Raw genomic sequence first — 21552 nt, 5'->3', positions numbered from 1 at the left:
GCAGAAGGAGAGACCCAAAGCCGGAAAAAGTCGGCCTTTTAAGCGCCTTTATTCGAAGAGAGTTCAGGTGCGCGGCGTTCCCAAGTCGTCTCTTACAGCTGGGGCCATTCGAGCGAGAGCTTGTGTGCAAGCGAACGAGCTAACCCCGTTCGATGAATGTGGACGCCGATTTCGCCTAGCGGCGAATGGGGCGGAGACGTCCATGAGCACCAGTTGATGCTTGTGATGACGACATCGTCATCTCCCCAGAGCAGAAATTTCGCATGAAATCCTTCGGAGATCCGCAGCAATCGAACTCCGCGTTGTCTTACGTCGGCTGTGAGTCCCGCCGCGCCGATCCCGCTCACCTGACCTGTTGTGCTGCCATAAATAACGACCGGCTCGGTTCGGGCTGTCGCTGCGGCAACCTCGGCGGGGATGATCGCCCCAGGGAAAGCAGAGTTCCCGAACTTGTCGCTGGCCACCAGGAAACGACTTGGCTGACTTCCGCTGGCCTCCCTGAGAACCGCGTCGTGCGATGAGCCGAACACGAATCTCGCGAGGTGGGGACCGCCAATCGGCGGTCGCCGCGCAAGAGTGGATGCCCGTGTGTGCAGCTCCACCGCAGTCTCGGCACGCATACCCGGACGAGAGACGAGCGACGCAAGGCTTTCCAGCGTCTGCGCAACCAAAGCCGGTTCGCGAAGAACCACGGACATCTCGAACCTGTTGAAATTCGTGTAGAGCCAGTTGCACGATCCGACGACGGCGAGAAAGTTTTCCTGGCCGTCGTCGGCGGCGAGCAGTTTGGCGTGCGAACCGGTAGACCTCAGATGGATGCGAACGCGGTCGCGCAACAATTGGTCGGCCGCGATTTGTTGCGCCAACGCTGTCGCATGTTTCATGGTCTTCTCGCCCGGATCATCGGGGGTCCCGGATCCCCAAAAGATGTCGATCTTCGCCCCTTTGCGCACGGCATCCTTGAATTCGCGAGACCACGCGTTGAACCCATCGGCGCGAAGAAAGGTCGAGTGAATAAATATGCGACGCGTTGCCTGTCCTATGATTTTCCTAAAGATCGCGCGGTGCTCCTCACCGCCGAAAACCACGTCGTCGTCCTCGATCCTGAGCGGTGTAGGCGGAAGGAGCCCGTGCCCTTCGTCCTCATCATGGATCATGGAGTCGACGAGGATCGGCCGAGCCTTCTCGGAGGACTTCGAAACACGCGCGATCTCCGCCACGAGCGCCTGCGGCGCTGTGTCGGGGAGTCCTCGCATGTCATCGCCGTCCACGATGACCATCATGAATTCGTTCTGCCGTTCGAAGAACGTGTCCCCGTCAAAAAACAGCAAATTCTCGTCTTCGCGAAGAACCTTCTGAATGCGGGAAAAATTTTCACGTGGCGTTGTTTTCGGAAGCGTTCCCCGCACGCGAATATCGCGTACGTCGACGCCGTTCTCGCGCAACTTCTGGATCATGATGTCCGACTTGGTCTGGACGTCGCGGCGCCTGTAGACCGTTCCCGAGATGGTGTCGTAGACGAACGCCACGTTCCGCGTTGCCCGCTGCTTGGCCGTCGGAATCTCCGAGCCGCTCGCAACGACCGCTCTTCCGTAATCGGTGGTTCGGAATGCGGGAAGACCGTCGATGATCGTGGATTCGACCAGGCGGAAACGCATCATGCGCAGGATCATGACCAGGACCACGCGTCGCGGCAGGCCGAGATCGTCCGCGAGCTTGCTCGCAGATTGATCTTCACGCGACAGGGCCCACAGCACGAGTTCGTCGAGGGCGCTCCATCCACGGCCCTTTTCGATCACCGCGCGGGCCGAGGCCCGCCTGATCGGCACTGCGACAAGCACACTCATCGCCCCGCGCCCTTTATTTGGGTCGGCTTGACGATCTTGGCGGCCGGTTCCCCGCGCGCGCTTCGCGCCTTGGTGAGTTGATCCAATGTCTTGAGGAAACGTACCACGAAGGATAGCTCGTCTTTCGGATCGGAGGTTGCATGCCGCGTGGTCTCCTTGAGAAACTCGAGGGAGCCGACGATGACGAGCTGCTGCCGCGCCCGGCTGAGGAGCACGTTCATCCGCCGGGGATCCCGCAAGAACCCGAGAGCCGGAACCCCGGTTCGAGGATTGTTCCTGACAAGCGAAACAATGACGAGATCGGCTTCGCTCCCCTGAGAGGAGTCGACAGTTCCCCAAAACCTGTCGTCGCTGTTGAAGCTATCAAATCCGGAGAGGCCGTCACCTTTTGCCTTTACGACGTCGATCTCGTGCGTGAGGTGACGCACCTGGGCGCGATAGGGGGTCAGGACGGCGAGCGAGGGTTTCAGTCCGTCGTGCTCGCTCGAGAGCCGTAGATTCCGTAGCATGGCTCCGATCACTCTCGCTTCCGCGCGGTTGTTCCAGCGTGGCCGATCAGACTCAACAGGTTGAGCCTTGCCGGTTCGACTGACATACGGCATGTCGACGATAACGATCGGCGAAGAGGGGAAGTCGGAGCCAAACGAAAACGGAAGTGGCTTGGCGGCATCGGCGATCCGCTCGTCACTTGTGGTCAGGCGATCGTTGTAGAAACAGGCCGATACCAGCCGGGCAATGTCCGGGTCCATTCGGTGCTGAACGAGCAACTCGCTCGACGCCGCTTTTCGCGCGCCCCCCACGATCGCCCGGCGAGATTCGTCCTCCACCACGAGAGCTCGGAACGGTTCAAAGACCCGGATGGCCATGGTGCGGACACGGTCGAGCTGACTGTCGTCTGCGGCCACTGCAGTCAACTCCTCTAGGCCCGTATCATAGAACGCCGATCCGATGATCCGATCTGCGCCTTTGAGAAGCGATCGAACGACCGAGCCATCGGCCAGGATGGCGTTTATCCGCTCGCTATCGAAGGGCGGCAGCTGCTTGTGATCCCCAATGAAGAGCCGGCGCCCCGACAGCGACAGCGGTGCAAGCAAGTCCGGACCTGCAGCTTTCGCGGCTTCCTCTATGATCGCCCAGTCGAACTGCGAGCCCTCGTCGACCAGTCTTTCCACATCCGCGGATGTGGACGTCGAAAAGACCAGGTTCGCGGAGTCGAGCACAAGGGCCGTGTGGGCACGCATCCCTTCATTCTCGCGCTGCTCCGTATTGACAGCGTCGGGCCTTGCAGCCTGCTTGAAAGCATCCAACAGCTCCCGCAAACCGGACTGAAGGCCGGCCGGTGAGTTTGCTGCCAATGTCGATGCCGATGCCTTTTCGAGATATTCGATCGCCCGGAGCCTGATATCGGCGTCCGTCGAGATACTTCCTTCTGGTCCTGGTGATCTTACGACGATAGCGTCTGTGCCGTATTTATTGAGTACTCGATCGGTAGCCCGAAGGACGTGATCGAGAGCCTGATGGCTCTGGGAGCTGATGAGGATGCTTGCGGCTGGCTCATTGGCAAGTTTCCGCCGAATAATCTCGCTCACGAGCTTGGTCTTGCCGACCCCTGGAGGGCCCACGACCAGATGAGTTGGAGACGTGGACCACAGTGCCTCGAGCGCTTCACGCTTGGCGGGGTCAAGCTCTGTAAAGTGCCCGTCCTTTTCGAGAAGGTCGCTGGATGGCTTTAGATTCCGACGCGGATCGACAAACATGGTCACGAGATCGCGCTGTTCGCCGATTACGCGGGAAGTCCGCAGCCTTCTTTTGATCAAGCTCTCCGTGCCATGATCTCCCTTCTTGCGAAGGAACAGCGAGTCCTCGCGCCTCGGTAAGTCGAACGCCGAAAATTCGTAGATGCGTTCTCCGGCGTCGCCCCTTGTCGCCGTTTCAAAGCGGGCCGGTACGTCACCCGATCCGGTTCCCCCGAGCCCGCCAGAGGTGCTGATCCGCCAGTCGACGTCGACGCCCTGATCGTCCTTGTCGAACAGCTTTTCCATGACATCGGCGGTCGCGCGATCTCCGATGCTTGCCGCAATTTCGTCGCGCTCCGTGCTGCGGGGCATTAGCTGAACGATGATCTTCCCCGATTCTCGGCGTGTGCCGACAATCTCGATTGGAAGAATTTCGAGCGCCCTCAATATCGCCTCGACTGATTGCACGAGAAGGAACGCTTGACGCAGAGTTCGCGTCTCGGGATCTTCTTCAGTAGTCGCCTCCTTCACGAGCGGGAGTGTCCACTCCAGAATGTCGTCACTCGCCTTGGAAAGGGTTCTGGCGACGGCCTCCTTGTTCGGAAGAACTTCGATGCTGTGCCTCACCGGAAAGACGTCGCACTCTCGAAGCGCAAAATCTTCGTCGCGAGCCTTGATTGCTGTCACCACGCCGACCTGCCAGGTCTCGGTCCCGAGTTCCGTAAAGCGCTGTACCCGATAAGAAGTCGTGTCCGTCAGGACGAAAAGATGATCCGGGTCGTCCTCACCGGAGGCGGCCGCTATCCGCGCGCCAGTCGCGAGATCGCTTTCCACGAACAATCGCTGCGAAGGGACGTCGGCCGATTCGATCGTCTGCTCGCTGAGATCGTAGATCGTCTCCGACATCTTCTGATTGGGCCGAAACAAAAGAAGAAACTTCCCCGATCGAGAGTTGCCGTGTCCGGATAATTCCCGGCCTAACGCCGCGACGGCTTTGACGACGGCGGACGCCTCGACCACCTCATCGCGATCCGGGTCGATCATCATACGAAGAAAATCAATCTCACCTTCGATCAGTTCGATGGCCGTGCCGGCCGTAAAAGGATCCTCCTCTCGCACCTTGGCGGGATCGACTCCGACCAAGCTCGCGAAAAGACATCCTAAGGCCTTCCAGTCATTTGCATAGGAGTATGTCAGGCTTTCAAGCCGGCCTCTTGCCGCCTGAAGGGTCTGTGGCGCGGCGGCCCGCTCGCCGAGAACGAGACTCCATTCGAAGCCTCCGAGCCGGAAGTCAGGATCGGAAGTTCCCTCGGTGAAAACCGCGTATTCATCGATCCTGCCGTGCAGAAGGCCTCGTGAATGCAGGATGCTGAGCGCTCGCGACAGCCGCGCCAAATTTCGCCAGAGAACGATTCGACTTGCGGGAATATCGAGCGCTCTCATCCAGGAGCGGCGTGGCGCCGTGCGGAGCTTACCCGCCAACGGCATCGGCCCCGGCTCGTGTACGATACAAAAGGTGTCCGACGTCTCGATCATAGCCACGACGCCGGCGAAGAGGTCCTCCGCACCGGGGTAGCTCATGATCCGATCAACTTGCAGCCGCTCGTGACGCCAGATTTCCCGCAACTCATTGTCAGCTTCTGTCCCGGTCTTGGGCCAGTACTTCAGCAGGCGATCTTGACGGCTCTCCCGCTCGGTCCCCTCGATGAGGGCGGGGCGGAGACTCTTGCTCTGGGGTCCTTTTAGGTAATCGGCAGGAAGATCGAACAGGTCCTCCAACGAAGGCAGATGCGATTTTCGGGCCATGGGCGATCCTAGACGCGGCCGCGATTCGGTGACAGCACGAAAGGCATTGCTTCAACGGACTAGGGACTTCCTCGCCCAGGACCAATGGAAGCGGGGAAGAAACGAAGTTTGGGTTGACTCTTCAGAAACGCTGGAGCGCCATTCGAATGGCGAATCATCGAATCTTCCGGATAGGTGGATTTAAGCGTATGCGGTTTCGTAACCTTGAAAAATACCAGCGGGGCAAGTCCGGCAATACGATGGAACTAGGCATCCCCTTGCCGCAAACGCCCGATGGGCGGGTTTACCGATACTCGCCGAACGAGAACGCGCACCCGCGACATTTTGTACTCGGCAGCCGCGTTCCGGAATTCGCCCTGCCGGAAGCCATGACCCCGCGCATGTCGCACCGACCGGGCATTCCAGAAACGGTTTGTCCCTATAGCGGAGTTGTCGCGGCCGATAACGACTTCACCCATCCTGACGATCTCGCCGCGGCGAAGAAAATCGTCGAACATGCCGCACATGCAGACATGCAGGAGGCGATCCACGGGATGTTTGAAGATCTCGGGCGAAAGCTTTCGGGAAGCAAGTTTATCAAGGTCAAGACGGGCGGCCGGTCTGCACCCAAACCGGTGCCGCGCTTCCTCCGCAGTGACCTGCTGCGTGAACTGGTCTGCGACGAATGCGGCCGTGACTATGGCGTCTTCGCCATCTCGTTGTTCTGTCCCGACTGCGGCGCCCCGAACATTCATCTCCATTTCGCTCGCGAAGTGGCGCTGGTCAGGGATCAGGTCAAGCTCGCGGACGGTCTCGGGCAGGACCAGAGCGAGCTCGCCTATCGGCTCATGGGAAACGCGCACGAGGACGTGCTGACCGCCTTCGAGGCGACGCTCAAAACGGTGTATCTCTACAAGGTCGCAATGCGCCCACCAGAGTCGCGGGAAGTAAAGGCTGTCGGTAACGCATTTCAGAACATTGGGCGTGGCCGGCAACGCTTTGCGGAATTCGGCTTCGATCCCTATGCCACGCTATCAGCGGAAGCGCTCGCGGTTTTGACACTGAACATCCAGAAGCGTCACGTCATCGGGCATAATCTCGGCGTCGCGGATGCCGCTTTCGCCGAGCATGCGGCCGATGCCCGTCTCGGCGAGACCGTGCCGCTGGTCGGCGACGACATCCTGCAATTCGCGGAGATCGGGCAGATGGTCGTGAACGGCATTGACGCGTGGTTGGCGAACGGTTCGCCACCGCCAGTCGGAAATGCGACGACCAACCCGATCGTAGCACCTCGGGCGAGGGAGCCCGCCGCTGTGAAGATCGGAGAATTGGGGCCGCTCGCTATCAAGATTGGGCTATGGATCGCCAGAGAATCGACTCACGGTTACAGTGATTTCATACCCGAGGAAGAGCTCCTCGCTGCCTTCCCGGAGGCCTCGGTTGACGAAGTGGCGTTTGCGGTCGCCGAGCTGTCAACGGACGATTTTATCAACACGACCTCATTCATAGCCAAGCGACTTCCGCGCATGACGAGCAATCCCAGCCTCTACATCACGTTCGACCCGTATGCCCTGAAGACAGATCCCGCTGTCGACGTCGTTACGCTCGTGGACATGGTCTTGGCGAAGAAGGAAACAGCCCAGGTCGAGGAATTGCATAAGGAAACAGGCTGGCCGCTTCGGCGCTTTAACCCGGCTTTCGCCTATCTTATTTCACAAATCGATGAGCGTCGCGTCCTAAAAGGCGGCACGAATGAATATCCGGCGCGTGGCTTCTATCTCGTGGACCAGGATCGGGTGGAGTTGCATCGTTTCGGTTCTCGTCTGCGTCGATAACCGATCGTCCATCACTCCGGCGTCGAGGGAAGACAGAAAGCCGTCCTTCCGGCGCTTTGCCCACACGCAGGCATAGCTATATTAATCGAGCCCCATCGACCAGTGAGCGCGCCTATGAGCGAACCTAACGCCATCGAAGTATTTCAGGATCTCATACTCCGCGCGCCGGCCGGAGATATCTCTGTTATCCGGTCTGCCTTGGTCGGATATGTCTCCGGGCACTGGCAGCATGCGCCTGAGGCCGAGAAATCCTTGAAAAGAAACACCTCACTCGATGGCGATGTGATCGCTTTCCAGCGCGCGTCGGATGCGGTGCTGCCGGCGGCAGGCTTGACCTTGTGGTCCCGCCCGGACGGCTATGAGGTCTCAAACATCGTTCCGCGCGAGACGGGTAAACTTGGCTACGGGACGTACAATGCGCTTCTGCGGGAGTTTGCCGATTTAATCGCTCGGCCCGCCGCCATCGGTGGTGGATTTTTAGTCGAGGTTACATCTGACAGCCAATCCCTCCAGGACGTGTCCTCTCCCGATGTCGCCGCCGCCCTGAGGCGCTTCTCTGGTGCCGCGAACAAATCGACAGGGGCGACACATCCGGCAGATCGCAAGCGATGGATGCACTTTCTTATCCTCGCACATCAAAGCGGAGGCGCGCTTAGTACCGATTTTCTTACCCGCTGGCTGGTCGAGGCCGAGGGCTGGGACGACGAGTCGGCGCACGATCTGGCTATCCAATATGAGTTTGCGCAGGATCTGCTTCAGGCCTATGACGACGAGCGGACCTAAACCTCATGACGCCGCAAGAAGTTGCGCGCATTGCGGGGCTGGGTTTGCCGGTGCTTTGTACTGACACGTGCTCCGTTCTCGATATCATGCGCGATCCAACACGAGATGCAGCCCGCGCGCATGAGCGAGTTGCCGCGCAGGCGCTGCTGGCGGCGATGACGACGGGGCCTCAGCTCGTCGGCCTCGTCGCAGACCAGGTGCGGCGAGAGTTTGCTGAAAATGTACCAAAGGTCGAACAAGAGGCGATCCAAGCGCTGACGAAGCTACGTGAGCGCATCATCCGCGCGAACGAAATCGACAAGGTTTTCGGCGGAACGGGCGTCGTCGATCTCTCCCATTTGGATGATCATGTCCAGCGCGCGCATGCCGTTGCTGATCATTGGATGGCAGCTTCGGAGACGGTAAGGCCATCACCCGCCATCGCGGATCGGGCCTTTGCTAGGCTGATGGCGCCGCATACCCCGGGGAGGCGCGGGCAGTCGATGAAGGACTGCGTCGTGATCGAAACTTATTTGGAAGTCATCGTCGCGCTTCGCGCAGCCGGGCTTACCTCACCGATCGTGTTCGCGTCTTCCAATACCGCGGATTACGCTAACGAGCAGCGCGGCATATTGAACGCCGATCTACAGGCCGAATTTAGCCCGATCAACGTGCAATATGCGCCAAATCTTTCAGCCGCAAAACATTTGCTTGGGGTGTAATCGAACGAGAGAGCATCCGTTCTGCCTGGTGACTGTGGGGCGGCGGTCAGACCGCGCGCCAAAGTTTGATTACGAGCCTGGATCCTCTAATCATGCCATGTTATTGGGGCCGGACCCGATGGGGATGTTCATCTCTGGCTGCTGATAATGTCAGGTCAGCTAGTGTCTAATATTCGAGACAGCGGATGACTATCGGCCGGTTCAAAATGTTTGCATCGGCACGGCCGAGCTGTGCGAGCGCAACCAATAGCCAAGCGTCAGAGCCTCGTGACGATTGAAGAACGTCTCGAAGTCGAAGACATGCCGATCGCCATTTAGGTCCGCGAGCAGCACCTCGCTGCGGCCAAGACTACCGCCGCGCTGCGAACCACAATAGCCAACGATCGTCGCGAACAGATCGGTCTCGCGCACAATACCGAACCGCTCACGGAATGGAGGAGATTCCACGCAATACCGGCACGGGTTGGCAGGATCGAAATCAGTCTTGCGCCGCGTGCGATGTGGATGGCCGGTGACCAGCGCTACGATTGGCCGGCCGCCATGGCCTTGTTCGACAAAGCGCCAGAGCGTGGATGTCATGGTGTTGCCGAACCCTCTGCTCAGGCTCTTGACGAAGGCAAGGCTCGGAACCGAAGAGGTGGCCTCTTCCACAAAACGGCCAGCGAGAAAAAGCAGCTGGCCGGCGGCGTAGTTTGCCTCGGCCTCCATGATCTGGTGACACGCGGGTATGAGCGTCTGCTCTGTGTCACCCAACATCATGCCAATGTGCCAGGGGATGATGTCGTGGCCGATCTCGTGGGCCTCGTTCCAGCGGTGCTTAAGGATGGGCAGATCCTGGTCGAGCAGGATCCGCTTCTGGTCGGGCAAATAGAGGGCCTTCAGACTAAGACTTTGGACCGCATCGCGCAGGATCGTCGGGCGCAAGAGAACTTGAAGGCCCGCGACCTTCAGGCGCGAGAAAGTCTCCCGCAAAAGGCTGTCGTCCGTGGTCGAGTAGTAGCCGCGGTCGAGCTTCAACAGCTCCCGAACCAAGCGCAGGTCGACCGGCGGCTCGGGATTGCCAAGGCCCCGCAAGACCTTGTCAACCTGTCCGTCAATGTCGGCGATCGTCCGATCTTTGAGGCTGACGTTTTTCACTTCACTCGCTTAGGATCCTGCTCGCTCAAGACAGCTACGAACGCTTCAAGAGCGGAATTTTCTTCCGGAGTGAGCTTCTGCACAGCCTCGGAGCGCGCGGCAAATCGTACGGCTTCCTGCCGCAAGCCGGTGTCATTTGCCGCGGCTAGGCCTGCGAGCTGCATCAAGCGCCGCTGCGACACCTCAAAGGTCTGCGCCAGTTTGAAGACCGTTCGTGGCTCTGGAACATAATGGACGTCGTCCTCGATCACGAGGAGTTCGCTGGCGTCGAGGTCGGCAACCTCAGCCAGCCTCTCCATCGAAAAGCCGCGGCGACGGCGCATCAGGTTCACGAATTTGCCAAACGCGATCCGCGTTTCCTCGACGACGGTAGTCTGCCCGGTCGCAGTAGGCCGCTCCTCCGACACCGGATCGAACGCAAGCAAGCCGGCGCCGATGACGGCGTCGCCTTCACGACGTGCCCGAGCCATCCACCATTCTTTGCTTCGTTCAAGTTTCATCGTTCTCCTCCTTTTCGAAGAACGCGCGAGCCTGCTCGCTGGTCATCTCAAAGTATCTTAAATTCTGGTACGCCGCGTCCTGACCCAGATCGGTCATCCCGATCTTGCGGTAGAAGTTATCGGCCTGAGGCAGCGAATGCAGCCCCAGACGTCCCTTGAATCCCTCGTCTTCGCTGAGCGCGACGGCAGCCGTGATGAGAGCCGTACCGACGCCGCGCAGGCGCGGAGCGTTCCCGAGGTCTGGCCGGTTCCAGGGAGCGACTTCAAGGTAGTCCAGATAGACGAGCGGCTTGCCGCGCTGGTTGGCTTCCCGGCCCATTTTCGTGAGGTCGATTTGTGCGAGTCCTTGCGTCTCACCGAGGGCGACGACGCTGAAGCCGCGAAAGGCCAGCAGCCCTTGGACACGGGCTGTCTTCTTGTTCCAATCCCAGTGCCAGCTTTGCGGCCACTGGTCCATCGGCACGCCCTTGCGCGCGAGCTCCTGAAGTATGCTCAGCAGGGCAGGCCGCCACTTCGTCTGCCAGTCGTTGAGTTGCGCCTGCTCGATCGCATCGCGCAGCTCGGCTTCGACGCTTCCACCGCTCGCGACATCGAGAAGATAGATTTTCGAGACGTCGACCGTCATAGAAGCATCAACTCCGCCTTTTCCTTCGTCGCGTCGTTCTCGAACAAGAGCTTTTCGCCCTTTTCGACCCGAGCATCGATCGTCTGATAGAGGCGCAAGGCCTGCCGGAGCACGGCAGTCTTGGTGATGTCCTTCCGGGCCGACAATTCGTCCAGAACCCGCATCTCGGCGTCGGTGAGGTTCAGCGTCATGGTTCGCTTCGCCGTCATCTCATCCTCCGTCGTTGTCCGCAGCATATAGAGAATCAACCTATTTTGTCAACGTGAAATAGCTGTTTTACATGCCTTGAATAGCCAAAATTTAGCTATTATATCCTGATCTCAACGCCGCCGCCCCCGGGCTGCCGGCCAAAATGGAGCAGGATATGGGACGGCAACACGTCGGCCATTACGAGATCGCCGCCTTTGCGCAGGACAAGGTGAACCTGCCCAAAGAGACGGCGGATGAGTACCGGGCTCAGGCCCGGCGGCTTCGCGAGAAGCTCGAGGGTTATCTGTCCGAGCATCCGGACTTCACCCTGAAGAAGATGCTGCTCTCGGGCAGCCTGGCGAAGGGCACGGCGCTTCGCTCCCTCAACGACATCGATGTCGCCTGCTACATCAGCGGCGCCGATGCGCCGAAAGATGTGCGGGCGCTGCTCGACTATCTCGCCGAGCGGCTGCGCAAGGCTTTCCCCAACTTCAACCCCGACCAGGTCAAGCCGCAGACTTATTCCGTCACCGTCTCTTTCCGGGGGACGGGCCTCGATGTCGATGTCGTGCCGATCCTCTATGACGGCGACCCCAAGTGGTACGGCAACCTCGTCAGCCAGGACGACGGCTCGTTCCTGAAGACGAGCATTCCGCTGCATCTGGACTTCGCCGCCAAGCGCAAGCGCGCGCAGGAGAAGCATTTCGCCCAGGTCGTTCGGCTGGTGAAGTTCTGGGCGAGGCGCACGAAGCAGGAGCGGGACGGCTTCCGCTTCAAATCCTTCATGATCGAGATGATTCTGGCAAAGCTCTGCGATGATGGCCTCGATTTCGCCGACTATCCGGATGCGCTCCAGCACTTCTTCACCTACGTCGCCCGTACCGACATGCGGTCGAAAATCGTCTTCGGCGATTACTATCCGGCGTCCTCGGTCGGCACCTTCACCGACACGGTGCAGATCATCGATCCCGTGAACGCCACCAACAACGTCGCCCGGCTCTACACGACGGCGAATGCGGATGCGATCGTCGATGCCGCGCTCGACGCCGGCGACGCTATCGATGCGGCGCTTGCGGCTCCCAATAAACAACTGACCGTCGCCTATTGGCAGAAGGTCTTCGGCTCCTCCTTCCAGACGTGAGGTCGACGATGTCCCATAGCTACAGCTTTACCGAAAGCACGACTTTCACGGTCACCCACGCGCGCCACATGGCAGCCAAGGTCGCGACCGACCTGAAGCGCATGCAGCGCTTCTATGGCAAGCCGTCCGACGAAAGCATCGTGGACTACGAGACCGAAGCGACCGAGATGCTGCGGGCCGGCTATCTCGACACGGTGACCTACGGCTTCAAGAAGGACGGCAAGTGGATCGAGCCGACCCTACGTTACACCTCCCGCGACCTCGCTGGCGCCTCGGCTAACGACGACGACCCTGGCAAGATCCGCCCGGGCGCCGACGTCGGCGGCGCCTCCTTCTACAGCTACATGACCTACACGGCGGCCTGGGACCGCCTCAGCCAGACCGAGCGCGACGCCTTCAAGGCCAGCCTGCCGTTTTCGCGAGGCGGTGCCCCGGAGCCCGGAATATCTGGCTATCTGTCCAACGACCGCACCTATTCGTCCGGGGGCAGAGCCCTCGACCGCGCCACCGTCAGGAGCTTCTAATGAACACCAAGCCGACCCTCGACGAGCTGTTCGAGCGCCGCATCACTTATCCCGACATCGATCCGCAGGCGCGGCTTGCTCGGCTGGTCGGGCTCGACGAGCAGAAGAACCGCCTTGCGAAAATCCTCGGCCTGCTCGTCAATCCGGGCGGCCTTGCCGATTGGGCGAAGAAGTACCATCCGGGTGCACAGGCGCTGCTCGACACGGTGCTGCGACGGCCTCCGCTGATCGTGCTCGCTGGTGACGTCGGCTCGGGCAAGACGGAGCTGGCCGAGACGATCGGCGATGCGGTGGCGCGACAGGAGAAGATCGACATCACCCTGCTGCCGCTCAGCCTGTCCACCCGCGGCCAGGGCCGGGTTGGCGAGATGACGCAGCTGCTTTCGGCGGCGTTCGACTATACCCTGGCGGAGGCGACCAAGCTCAAGTCGGCGTCTGGCCGCTCGCGCGGGGCCGTGATCTTGCTGGTCGACGAGGCCGACGCGCTGGCGCAGTCGCGCGAAGCGGCTCAGATGCACCACGAGGACCGCGCCGGCGTGAACGCCTTCATCCGCGGCATCGACCGGATCGCCAATGCGAAGCTGCCGGCGGCCGTCCTGATGTGCACCAACCGCCTCAATGCGCTCGATCCTGCGGTGCGCCGCCGCGCGGCCGACGTGGTGAGCTTCGCACGGCCCAGCGACGAGCAGCGCCGCTTCGTGCTGTCCAGCCGGCTGGAACCCATCGGTCTCGGGCGTCATCATATCGATGGCCTGGTCTCGGCGACCGGGCCGCAGCGGGGCGGACGCGATTACGGCTTCACCTTCTCCGACCTGACGCAGCGGCTGCTGCCGACGATCGTGCTGGACGCCTATCCGACCAGCGCGGTCGATGGCGCGCGCGCGGTCGAGATTGCCCGGTCGATTGTTCCAACGCCGCCCTTCAAGGACGGCGAGATGCCGAGGTAAGACCTCCATGACCCAGGCCGTAACCGTCCGGCGCGACGGAGACACCTTCCAGGCGCGACTGTTTTGGTATCATGCGGCGCGCCTGCTCGATCCCGATAGCCCCGTCGTGCGCGTGGGCTTCGAGACAGGACCGAAGAGCTTCGACGACATCTGGGTCGAATACGATGCTGCGCGCAGCGCGGTCGACCACTATGGCGACCCACTGCGGCGCGAGCACATGCAGTGCAAATGGCATGTCACGCCCGGCACCTATGGCTACTCCCATCTCGTGGACCCGGAGTTCATCAACGCCAATGCCCGATCATTGCTGCAGCGGGCGCGAGAGGCGCAGCTTGCCCATGCCCCCCAGGGCTGCGGCGTGCGGTTCAAGCTGGTGACCAACTGGCGCCTCGACCGCGACGACCCGCTGCGCGAAATGGTCGGCACCCGCTCCGGCGCGATGCGGCTCGAGCGGCTATATGGCTCGGTGACCGACAACAGCAAGGCTGGCGCCGTGCGCAAGGCTTGGCGCGAGCATCTCGGCATCGATGAAGCCGAGCTTCGGCTGCTGGCACGCACGCTCGCCTTTGGCGAGGCGACCGACACTCTCGATGGGCTGCGCGATCAGCTTGACCTGTTATTTGCCTATGTCGGCCTGCAGCGCATTTCCGCCAACCAGAGCGCGTTCCCCTATGACGATGTTGTCTTCCAGTGGATGGCGCAGGGTCGGCTCGAATTCGACCGCGCCGGCTTCCGCGCCGTCTGCGCTCGGGAAGATCTGCTGGGCGCTGCGCGAGGCGGACCGTGGGTCTTTGGCGTCAAATCCTTCGAGCACGCCTTCGATCGGCTCGAGGAGCGTTGTCATGCCGTGCTGGACATGATCCCGTCCTTTGACGAACGATATATCCGCAGCGACGGGGACTGGGAAACAAAGCTCTATCCCGCGCTGCGAGGCTTTCTGCTCGCTGCTGCCAAGGACCAGCCGCGCCTGCGGCTTGCGCTTGACGCCCACGTCACGCTGGCCTTCGTCGCCGGCTCCATCATCAACATCAAGTCGGGCCGCCAGGTCGAGCTCGAGCAGCGCAGTACCGGCCGTCGGCTCTGGTCGGCCGATGATGCAATTTCCGATCCGAGCTGGCCGGCTCTCGTCGCGGAAACAGTGGAGCTTCGGAGTGACCAGCCGGATCTCGCTGTCGCGCTCGGCCTGACTCATGACGTTTCGGCCGATGCGCGCCGATACTGCGAAACCGCGCTTCCGAGTGTCGGCCGGCTTTTGATCCTGAAGCCGAGTTCTGGCTCAGGTGCGCAGTCGGTCACCTGCGGGCGCCACGCTTTCGAGCTCGCGGACGCTGCGACCAGCGCGGTTCGGGCGGTTAAAGCCGATGTGATCGGCATCGCCCATCTATTCATCGCTGCGCCCAATGCCTTCACGTTCTTTCTTGGCCAGCGCCAGACGGCGCTTGGCTCTGTTCGGCTCTATGAGTTTGATTTCGACGGCGGACGTGGCCGTTCCTACATGGCCGCTTTGACGCTTCCGTTCTCCAAGGCAAACGCATAAGGCAAACCCTAAGAGCGGCGCTGACCCATGATCCGCTAGGATATAGCGCCACGCGACCGCTTCCGTTGCGGGGGCCCGGCCGCTTTCGTCTTCAGCTGCGCGATCTCGCCCATCATCTCTTCTATCCGCTTGCGTCCGCGCGATCCCGGCGATCTCGCAACATTTCCGTCAAAAAGCGCACACTCGCTTGCGCGTCGCAGTGAGAAGGCAAGAATCTTGGAGCAGGAGAACTCGATCCGATGCATGAGCGAAAGTAGCGTCACCTCTGCCGGCGGGATCACGATCACGGAACGCAGCCTGGTGGTCTTGTTAATTAAGCGCGCTGCTCCACGGATTCGTCCATATCGACATGATCTTGCGCCGATGCGGTGCGGCCCCGTTGGTAGTCAGTCTCGTCGGTCACGCAGTTGGCCCTGTTAGGTCTTCCTTGACGCCGCGAGCGACGATCCGGAGCGTGCCGTCCGGAAGTGGCCGCTGCAGCTTCAAGGCCTCGTCCGGAGGTGCCGTCATCCAGGTCTCGACCTCGTCCGGCGTCGTCAGGATCACGGGCATCGCCTTGGGGTGGATGGCGCCGACCTCGGCATTCGGCTCTGTCGTGAGGAACGCGTAAAGGTCGTTAGTCGTCTTACCTTCCTTGACCTTCCGGACCGACGTCCAGTTGGTCCAGATGCCGGCGAAGCAGGCGAGGGGACGGGTCTCATCGAGCGCGAACCAGACGTCACCGCCTTCGGCCTTGTTGAACTCGCTGAGCGAGTTGAACGGCACCACGCAGCGATTTTCGACGCCGAGCCACCGGGCCCAGTGTTTGCTCTTCACATTGCGGATGTTGGTCGTGCCGCTGTCCGGCTCTATTCTGAGCAATTGCTTGAAATCGACTGCCTTGCCCTTGGCCTGCAGCTTTTCGGCTCGTTTCTTGGTGGTGTCCATCAGCGCTTTTGATGACGACGGCATTCCCCACCGCGCAGTAGCGAGTTCGCGGCCCTGGACCCCGTTGCGTACGATCGGCGCTTGGTAGTCCGGAAAAACTCCCGGCATTGGTGGCAGGTTGCCAACGTATCGGTTCACGACGCGAAACAGCGCGCTGATCGCGGCCTGGTTGGTCGTGATCGAATAAAGATTGCACATCGCTCAAGATTCGGTTCGAGGGTGGCGCGGCTGCCACGTCAACTGTAGCAGAGTCGCGGATGGACGCTGGCCCGCCTTGGCGCATTTGCGGCAGCGCAGCCGGCTGGCGAGATCGTGCACGAAAGTGGTCGGCGGGTGCTTCATCGCCGCGAGGTCGACGTCGCTCGGCGTCTTGCAGCGCGCGCACCTGATCTCCAGCCAGGCAAAGCCTCCATTCACGGCCTGGTCGATGGTCGGCGACGGATCGACCGGTTCGCCGTCACTCCACATCCGTTCATTCCAGCTTTCGCAAAGCAGCCTGTCAGCTTGCTGGATCATCGCCTCGCCTTTGGCCCGCATCTCCGCCGATTGGGTAACCAGAATGTTAGCCATCGCACGTGCCTTGCCGAGCTCTTTCGCCAGAGCCTTGCGATCGCCGCCCGACAGGGGCGTGGGGTGATACTTCGGGGCCATCCGGACATCCAGGTGCAAAGAGATCGGATCGGCAAATCCAGAGCGACTACGGCGTCTCGAACGCTGGCCAGCATCCGTCCCCTTCATGCCTGCCGGTGCGCTGCTGGCAGGTGTTATCGAGCAGCCGCTGCGCGACATCCTTCCAGAGCGCATTGGCGCCATACAAGCGAACGGCATCGGCGGTTTGAATTTCCACGGTCCGCTCGCAGCGGCTGCAGGAGACGCGGAGCACGTGGCCCCTAATTCCGAAAGGCGTCGCTGTCGGGCCCGAGCCACGGTCGCGCCGGCGCGACTCTTTGAGGACCGATTCCCAATATCCGGCCGGGAGAGGGGCGTCTGGACTCGCAGCGGACGGTGCTCGCCTAGGGCGGCTTCAGCGGCCAGTTTCTCCATCTGCTTCGGGGTCGGCATGCGCCAGCTCGCGGGTCGGTCGGTCATGCCCCAATTAGAACATAACAAGAACAAATGTCGAGTTCGACCAGGCAGCCGCTGAGAAAAATCCTCCTGTGGGCACGGGTGGCGATGCCGGAACCAAGCCCGGTCGTTCGTCTTGACTCCGGTATCAGTATCGGAGTTCCCCGGCATGGCCCCCCGCGCTAACTGGAAAGGCTTTCTGCGTCTTTCCCTGGTCACCTGTCCGGTCGCGCTCTATCCAGCCACCTCGGAATCCGAAAAGGTGTCTTTCAACCAGCTGAACCGAAAGACTGGCCATCGGATCAAGTACGCCAAGGTCGACGCCGACACGGGCGAGGAGGTCGACAACGAGGACATCGTCAAGGGCTATAAGGTTGACACCGATACCTTCATCGAGGTGACCAAGGAGGAGCTTGAGAACGTCGCGCTGGAATCGACGCGAACCATCGAGATCGACGAGTTCGTCGACCGTAGCGAGATCGACCCGCGATATCTCATTCGGCCCTACTACCTGCGTCCTGACGGTAAGGTCGGGCACGATGCCTTCGCGGTCATTCGGGAAACCATCCGCGAGATGAACAAGGTCGCAATCGGCCGCGTGGTGCTGACCAATCGCGAACACATCATCGCGCTCGAGCCTCTCGACAAGGGACTGATGGGCACGCTGCTGCGCTACCCCTACGAAGTCCGTTCCGCGGAAGAGTATTTCGATGACATTCAGGATGTCAAAGTTACCAAGGACATGCTTGAGCTCGCCAAGCACATCGTCAATCAGAAGGCGGGCCATTTCGAGCCGGACAGGTTCGAAGACCAGTACGAGACTGCGCTCATTGATCTGATCAATCAGAAGCGCGCCGGCAAACCAATCACCGCGAAAGCGCGTCCCCGCGGCGAGAACGTGGTGGACCTGATGGACGCGCTGCGAAAGAGCATCGGAAGAGAGGGCGCGTCCGCGACAGAGGCACCTAAGAAATCGGGAAAAAAGCCGCGCAAGGCGGCGGCCGGGTAGAAGGAAATGCTAATGCCGATCGCAGGCAAGAAGGCAGCGAAAGAGACCGCGACGAAGAGGTCGGCGGCCAAGCCGCAGCGGAAGTCGGCTTAGGTGTCGTGAAGCACCCGGTGACGCCGGAGGGCCACTATTTCGTCGTCCGTGGCAGGCTCTGACGAATGGCAAATCCCATCTCGACGAGGTCACGCGAGGTCATCTCGTCGGCCGTCTAATGGCGGCCCGGCGGGGCGGTGCGCGCGCCAGGAAAGCGGCCGACCGCGGGGCCGGGTGCATAGGACTGTGGACGAGGCTAAGCAGGCGAGCGGCGAGCTCCGTTACGATGCCACCGCCTCTTGTCCGATAGCATGAACGAAGTAGTGGCCTTGCTCGGGATGAAGACACCTGGTTCCCTTTGAGGCCGGTGGACGCGGTGTCGGCGGCAGCGCAGAATCGGACGTCAAATGAGAGCCGGCCGGTTCCTTTCGAGAGGGCGTTGCGCAGTTGATGAGGCGGTATAGCTGCTTCAGACAATCGCCACAAAGTTCACCGAGACGCTTCCCGCAATTAGTCTTCACGAAGGCCGCTATGTCTCACTATTCACTCGATGTATTGCGTCAGCGCTATGTCGTCGAGAAAAGACCGCTCGAGGCCAGCGTGGAGCAGATCTTGCGGGCCGACACCCGCGCGGGAGTCCGTGCCATCCTGGCTTCGATCGATAAGAGGCGCTTCGAAAACAGGTCCGAAGGGCAGCGCCTCCGCAAGATGCTCCGCTTCGAGACCTCTCTCTGGGAAAGCGGCCATCATGCCGTGGCAGGCGTGGACGAGGCCGGAATGAGCCCTCTTGCGGGGCCAGTGTCCGCGGGCGCTGTGATCCTGAAACCCGGCACGCGGATAGTCGGAATCGACGACTCGAAAAAGCTCGACGCCGCAGCCCGCGAAGAGCTTGCGAAGGAAATCAAGGAAAAGGCTGAGAGCTGGTTTGTGGCGTTCGTCGAAGTCGAGGAGATCGATGCGATCAACATCTATTGGGCAGGCATACAGGCTATGCAGCGTGCGGTCAGGGGGCTCGGCTTGACGCCGCAGCACTTGCTTGTCGATGCGAAGCGGCTGAAGGACATCGACATCCCTCAGCAGGCCATCATCAAAGGCGACGCCAAGTCCGCTAGCATCGCTGCCGCCTCCATTCTCGCGAAAGTCGAGCGCGACACCGTCATGCGGGCGCTCGACGTGCGTCACCCCGGCTACGGATTTGCGGATCACAAGGGTTACCCGGTGCCGGCCCATTACGATGCGCTTGCTCGGCTTGGCGCATGCGCAGCCCACCGGAGGTCGTTCGGACCTGTACGCAAAGCTCTCGGGTTACCGCCGCTGCCGCCGTGGCCTTCAGCATCCGAGTAGCGCGAAGCAGTTTGATCCACATCAGATCGTACGCTGCGTCCTAGCGTTGTTTTCGCGACCAAGTCCTTTCGCGAACGACATCCTTAGCCTTCTTGTCGGACCGCAGGCCGAGATAGACCGGCTGGCGCAGCTCGCCCTTAGCGGTCCACTCCGCGAATTTCACCTCGGCGATCAGCGAAGGGCGCACCCAGGTCGTGACTCCCTCATCCTTTACCTTGGCGGGGAAGGGTGACTTGGCCGTCTTGAGCCTCATGAGCTTTCCGTAAAGCTCTTCAAGAACCTGATGGCTGAAGCCGGTGCCGACGTGTCCGATGTACCGCCATGCATCATCTTCGCGTACAGCCAGCACGAGGGCGCCGAAGAAGGGCCGGGTTCGCCGCGGCGCCGTGAAGCCGGCGATCACCACCTCCTGCCGCTGCGCGGTCTTCACCTTCAGCCAATCGGCGGTCCGCCGTCCGGACGCGTACGGGCTGTCGGCGCGCTTGGCCATGATGCCTTCGAGATGTCTGCGCTCGGCTTCTGCGAAGAACTGCGTTCCCTTAGCCTTACGATGGTTGCTGAACGCGATCAGCTTGTGGCGCGGCAAGATGGCCTTGAGCCGCTTCTTGCGCTCGAGGAGCGACAGCGCACGCAGGTCCTCGCCGTTCGCGAACATGAGGTCGAACGCGCAGTACAAAAGCTTAGCCTGATGGCGCAGCGCGTTCTGAAGCAGCTGGAAATGCGAGACGCCGTCCTTTCCGATCGCGACGAGCTCGCCGTCGATCACGGCGTCGCCCTTCACGCCCTCCAGCGCTTTGGCGACGTCGACATAGCTGCGGCTGATGATCTTGCCGTTGCGGCTATAGAGCGAAACCTTGCCCCCACGGTTCTCCGCGATCATCCGGAAGCCATCGTACTTATCCTCGAAAACCCAGCGGGGGTCGTCGAACGGCGCGTCGGTGAGCGTAGCGAGCATTGGCTGTAGGCGTTTGGGCAGGGTCGACGTACGGCTCATTCAAGGGCCAATCCTTCAGTGCGTGTTGCGTATTGCACGGATGGCACCTTATCGCTCGAGGTGGCCAGGACCGGTTCGATGAAGCTGGGGAAAAGCGCCTTGACACAGATAGCCGTCGGCCTTTTACGCTGAAACGGCACTGAAGAACTCCAGGCTACGGCCGATTCAAATTGGCACAGTTCGAATCGTTCCGGAACCTGCGAATCCTTGTCGCGTTTGCTTCGATGTCACAACAGGAGGCACCGATGGCGGTAGCGAAGAAGAGCAAGACGGCGCGCGGACGAAAACAGGACCGGGCTCGGGTGGGTGGCGGGCAGCACTACGAAGTGCAGTACGAGGCGAAGAAGACGCGAAAGTCGGCATCGGCCGTGAAAAAGGCAGTCAAAAAGGTCGGCAATTCGCGCAAGCGTGTGGAGAAACGGCTGGGCCGCTGAGTCGAAGACGGGTCGGCGTCGGGGCCTAGCGCCGGTCCTCCTCGTCAGGGGGGCATTCTGGGCAGATATCACCGATCGAGTCCAGCACGTCGCGAACCGCGGCCTCCGCTGCTTCACGGGATACGCCTTCCGGCAGGTCTCGACGGGCGATATCGAAGGCCCACTCTCGGGCATGCGGATCGGCGCGGTCCTGCATCCAACCGTGCTCCTCGCACTCGCGGATGGCGCCGGCTTCCTTCAGCACGTTGATCGCCCAACCGGGCAGGGTGCGGATCGCCGGCCGTCTCTGCTTGGTCATCAGCATTTAAAGGTTCTCCCACGCTGAGACGAATCGTTTAGTCCCGCAGACGTTCCCCATCCCTAACACACGACTGGGATTCCGGATCGTGGGATCTCGTGGTCCTTCAAGGGCCAAATTTTACAGCCGGCCAGGTGGTGGGGTAGGCGAGAACGAACTGA

At 61.0% G+C, this 21552-nt stretch carries 20 protein-coding genes and 1 pseudogene; 10 read left to right on the top strand and 11 right to left on the bottom strand.

Annotation, left to right across the window (positions count from 1 at the left end; all coding sequences use genetic code 11):
• Positions 1-92 precede the first annotated feature (92 nt).
• Together HZZ13_RS02325 and HZZ13_RS02320 are read right to left on the bottom strand one after the other, a co-directional pair.
• On the bottom strand, positions 93-1847 hold the full coding sequence (locus HZZ13_RS02325) for a phospholipase D-like domain-containing protein (RefSeq protein ID WP_197958019.1): 1755 nt from the start codon (positions 1845-1847) through the stop codon (positions 93-95).
• Positions 1844-5389: an AAA domain-containing protein gene (locus HZZ13_RS02320; RefSeq protein ID WP_197958018.1), complete on the bottom strand. Its 3546-nt coding sequence runs from the start codon at positions 5387-5389 to the stop codon at positions 1844-1846. Before HZZ13_RS02320 ends, HZZ13_RS02325 begins: the two co-directional genes overlap by 4 nt.
• 188 nt (positions 5390-5577) lie before the next feature.
• On the opposite strand from HZZ13_RS02320, the gene HZZ13_RS02315 reads away from it, so the two are divergent.
• The 3 genes from HZZ13_RS02315 to HZZ13_RS02305 all read left to right on the top strand — a co-directional run bounded on the left by HZZ13_RS02315 (position 5578) and on the right by HZZ13_RS02305 (position 8687).
• Positions 5578-7203 (top strand): hypothetical protein, encoded by a 1626-nt coding sequence (locus HZZ13_RS02315; RefSeq protein ID WP_197958017.1) that lies wholly within the window; start codon positions 5578-5580, stop codon positions 7201-7203.
• Positions 7204-7317: 114 nt separating this feature from the next.
• On the top strand, positions 7318-7986 hold the full coding sequence (locus HZZ13_RS02310) for a DUF1889 family protein (RefSeq protein WP_197958016.1): 669 nt from the start codon (positions 7318-7320) through the stop codon (positions 7984-7986).
• A 5-nt stretch (positions 7987-7991) separates the two neighbouring features.
• Complete coding sequence (locus HZZ13_RS02305; RefSeq protein ID WP_197958015.1) at positions 7992-8687, top strand: hypothetical protein; 696 nt, start codon at positions 7992-7994, stop codon at positions 8685-8687.
• A 201-nt stretch (positions 8688-8888) separates the two neighbouring features.
• Here the strand turns inward: HZZ13_RS02305 and HZZ13_RS02300 are convergent, their stop codons facing one another.
• From HZZ13_RS02300 to HZZ13_RS02285, 4 genes are read right to left on the bottom strand one after another with little or no spacing between them, the layout of a single operon-like run.
• Entirely contained in the window at positions 8889-9824 is a 936-nt protein-coding gene (locus HZZ13_RS02300) for an ImmA/IrrE family metallo-endopeptidase (protein WP_197958014.1), read from the bottom strand.
• Positions 9821-10324, bottom strand: a complete 504-nt coding sequence (locus tag HZZ13_RS02295; RefSeq protein ID WP_141381990.1) for a helix-turn-helix domain-containing protein — start codon at positions 10322-10324, stop codon at positions 9821-9823. Before HZZ13_RS02295 ends, HZZ13_RS02300 begins: the two co-directional genes overlap by 4 nt.
• Positions 10314-10949 carry a GNAT family protein gene (locus HZZ13_RS02290; protein WP_197958013.1) on the bottom strand — a complete coding sequence of 212 codons (636 nt, stop codon included), beginning with the start codon at positions 10947-10949 and terminating at the stop codon, positions 10314-10316. Before HZZ13_RS02290 ends, HZZ13_RS02295 begins: the two co-directional genes overlap by 11 nt.
• Entirely contained in the window at positions 10946-11158 is a 213-nt protein-coding gene (locus HZZ13_RS02285) for a ribbon-helix-helix protein, CopG family (RefSeq protein WP_009734077.1), read from the bottom strand. Before HZZ13_RS02285 ends, HZZ13_RS02290 begins: the two co-directional genes overlap by 4 nt.
• A gap of 155 nt (positions 11159-11313) precedes the next feature.
• On the opposite strand from HZZ13_RS02285, the gene HZZ13_RS02280 reads away from it, so the two are divergent.
• The 4 genes from HZZ13_RS02280 to HZZ13_RS02265 are packed head-to-tail and all read left to right on the top strand — an operon-like array spanning position 11314 to position 15287.
• Positions 11314-12279, top strand: coding sequence for a CBASS oligonucleotide cyclase (locus HZZ13_RS02280; protein WP_197958012.1), 966 nt, complete (start codon positions 11314-11316; stop codon positions 12277-12279).
• A gap of 8 nt (positions 12280-12287) precedes the next feature.
• On the top strand, positions 12288-12803 hold the full coding sequence (locus tag HZZ13_RS02275; RefSeq protein ID WP_197958011.1) for an HORMA-1 domain-containing protein: 516 nt from the start codon (positions 12288-12290) through the stop codon (positions 12801-12803).
• On the top strand, positions 12803-13750 hold the full coding sequence (locus tag HZZ13_RS02270; RefSeq protein ID WP_197958010.1) for an AAA family ATPase: 948 nt from the start codon (positions 12803-12805) through the stop codon (positions 13748-13750). Before HZZ13_RS02275 ends, HZZ13_RS02270 begins: the two co-directional genes overlap by 1 nt.
• 7 nt (positions 13751-13757) lie before the next feature.
• Complete coding sequence (locus HZZ13_RS02265; protein WP_197958009.1) at positions 13758-15287, top strand: SAVED domain-containing protein; 1530 nt, start codon at positions 13758-13760, stop codon at positions 15285-15287.
• A 399-nt stretch (positions 15288-15686) separates the two neighbouring features.
• Here HZZ13_RS02265 and HZZ13_RS02260 read toward each other — a convergent pair whose 3' ends face one another.
• From HZZ13_RS02260 to HZZ13_RS37320, 3 genes are read right to left on the bottom strand one after another with little or no spacing between them, the layout of a single operon-like run.
• Positions 15687-16412 (bottom strand): SOS response-associated peptidase, encoded by a 726-nt coding sequence (locus HZZ13_RS02260; protein ID WP_197958008.1) that lies wholly within the window; start codon positions 16410-16412, stop codon positions 15687-15689.
• A 3-nt stretch (positions 16413-16415) separates the two neighbouring features.
• Positions 16416-16865, bottom strand: a complete 450-nt coding sequence (locus tag HZZ13_RS02255; RefSeq protein ID WP_197958007.1) for a hypothetical protein — start codon at positions 16863-16865, stop codon at positions 16416-16418.
• 46 nt (positions 16866-16911) lie between these two features.
• Positions 16912-17061, bottom strand: a complete 150-nt coding sequence (locus HZZ13_RS37320) for a hypothetical protein (RefSeq protein WP_311972585.1) — start codon at positions 17059-17061, stop codon at positions 16912-16914.
• Positions 17062-17448: 387 nt separating this feature from the next.
• On the opposite strand from HZZ13_RS37320, the pseudogene ku reads away from it, so the two are divergent.
• A pseudogene (gene ku / locus HZZ13_RS02245) lies at positions 17449-18381 on the top strand (non-homologous end joining protein Ku).
• 471 nt (positions 18382-18852) lie between these two features.
• Positions 18853-19665, top strand: coding sequence for a ribonuclease HII (rnhB, locus tag HZZ13_RS02240; protein WP_197958006.1), 813 nt, complete (start codon positions 18853-18855; stop codon positions 19663-19665).
• 40 nt (positions 19666-19705) lie between these two features.
• Here rnhB and ligD read toward each other — a convergent pair whose 3' ends face one another.
• A complete protein-coding gene (gene ligD / locus HZZ13_RS02235) occupies positions 19706-20659 on the bottom strand; it encodes a non-homologous end-joining DNA ligase (RefSeq protein ID WP_197958005.1) in 954 nt (317 codons plus the stop codon).
• Positions 20660-20904: 245 nt separating this feature from the next.
• On the opposite strand from ligD, the gene HZZ13_RS02230 reads away from it, so the two are divergent.
• Entirely contained in the window at positions 20905-21093 is a 189-nt protein-coding gene (locus tag HZZ13_RS02230) for a DUF3606 domain-containing protein (RefSeq protein WP_197958004.1), read from the top strand.
• A 25-nt stretch (positions 21094-21118) separates the two neighbouring features.
• Here HZZ13_RS02230 and HZZ13_RS02225 read toward each other — a convergent pair whose 3' ends face one another.
• Entirely contained in the window at positions 21119-21397 is a 279-nt protein-coding gene (locus HZZ13_RS02225; protein ID WP_197958003.1) for a hypothetical protein, read from the bottom strand.
• Positions 21398-21552: the final 155 nt, after the last annotated feature.

The organism is Bradyrhizobium agreste (assembly GCF_016031625.1).
GTDB classification, from domain to species: Bacteria; Pseudomonadota; Alphaproteobacteria; order Rhizobiales; family Xanthobacteraceae; genus Bradyrhizobium; species Bradyrhizobium agreste.
The sequence above is the reverse complement of the archived record's forward strand: the minus strand, read 5'-3'. Positions and strand labels throughout refer to the sequence as shown.